2 protein-coding genes are annotated in these 1,634 nt (G+C 39.2%); both read left to right on the forward strand.

Features of this window, described 5'->3' with window-relative positions; all coding sequences use genetic code 11:
• Positions 1 to 200, forward strand: a 200-nt coding sequence (locus HNP81_RS23680) for a hypothetical protein (protein WP_220478700.1), incomplete at its 5' end; no start/stop codon positions are given.
• Positions 201 to 256: 56 nt separating this feature from the next.
• Positions 257 to 1,477 (forward strand): IS110 family RNA-guided transposase, encoded by a 1,221-nt coding sequence (locus tag HNP81_RS23555; RefSeq protein WP_182504187.1) that lies wholly within the window; start codon positions 257 to 259, stop codon positions 1,475 to 1,477.
• Positions 1,478 to 1,634 lie beyond the last annotated feature (157 nt).

The raw sequence follows: 1,634 nt of genomic DNA on the forward strand, positions 1-1,634 counted from the left end.
TAAAACATACTAAGCTTAGTAGTACAAACCAAGACAATGGTTTGTACTACTATTTTTTTATAGTAGAAGTGAAGAAAAGGTCGATCATGCCTTGGGACCTTGAGTTCGCAATTAAAACTGACCGCCTTCACTATCCTTATATGAATCAGTTTAGTATGTTGGATCCATCGAGATCGTGTATAAGAAAAGGGATAAAATAAGGAATGGTGAAGACTTCTACCAGTTGATACGATACTACTATGAAGGAGGAATTATTATGCCCTATGTACTTGCGTTCGATGTCAGTATGGGAAAAAGTTATTTCGCTATTTATGCCTCACAGAAATCCTGTTTATCAGAAGGAGAAATCCACCATCAGCGATTAGGCTTTGAAAAGCTTTACGAAATGATTGTAGACATGACAAATGAAACAGAGGAACTTCCTGCGATTGTATTTGAAGCAACAGGCGTGTATTCAACACAGCTCGAACGCTTTATGAATGATCATGGTTTTCCGTATACGCTTCTGAATCCATTGGAATCCAAACTTCAAATGGCTGGTATGCGCATTCATAAAACAGATAAAAGCGATGCACATCAACTCGCACGCACACACTTTACAGCGGAGCGTCGTGTGAAAGCACCGCAAGACTCTTATTTCGAAGAAATGCGTGCCCTTTCCCGTTACTATGCCGAACTAGAGGAAGATTTAGCAATTCTCCGCAATCGAATTCATGCGATGGTTCAGCTGAGTTTCCCCGAATTAGAGGTTTTATATAAAACAAAATCAGAACTTTATTATCAGTTACTCTGTCAGTATCCACACCCTTCTTTTGTCCTCGCGCACTCTAAAACGGTGCTCCGAAACCGCATTTTAAAAAGTACGGATCAAAATATGTCTGGAAGGAAAGCGGAAGAACGCGCATATGATTTGATGGAAGCTGCGAATACCTGTTATCCAGCAATTTCAGAAACCGATCCCCGTCTTGACCAATTGCGGGATTATACAAAAAGGTATCTAGAACTCGTACATCAAAAAGAAGCAGTCATAAAGAAAATGGTAAACCTTTCAGAAGAGCGAAATGAGTACGGGATTCTGACATCTATTCCTGGAATCGGTGAGATTACAGCGGTCCGACTCATCGCAGAAATAGGTGATATCAAACGTTTTGATAATCATAAGCAGCTCAATGCGTACGCTGGTATTGATATTCGACGATTCGAATCTGGGACACTCTTTTATAAGGATAAAATTAACAAACGAGGGAATAAGGAACTGCGGAAAATCTTGTATAACATGGTGCAGAACATGATAAAAATGAGGCGTTTCGGGGGCAATCACTTTGTGGAGTATTACGACAAATTAAAAACGCAACCCTATAACAAGCGTCATAAGGTCGCGTCCATCGCGTGTGTAAATAAGTTCTTGAAAGTGGCATTTCACCTTATTTCACACAATCTAACCTACAACTACGAGATAGCAGTCACTCACTCGTAATTGATTAGAAAAAGTATACCATAAACGACTTAGCGAAAAAATGATACATCGTTAGGTCTGTTTGGGTTGTGTAAATTTTGTTTGGAGGAATAGGTACCCCTACCTCCAAAAAGAAATAAAAAAAGAAAAACTAAAATACTTGACTAGACGTAAGAAA

The organism is Peribacillus huizhouensis (assembly GCF_014138605.1).
GTDB lineage: Bacteria > Bacillota > Bacilli > Bacillales > DSM-1321 > Peribacillus > Peribacillus huizhouensis.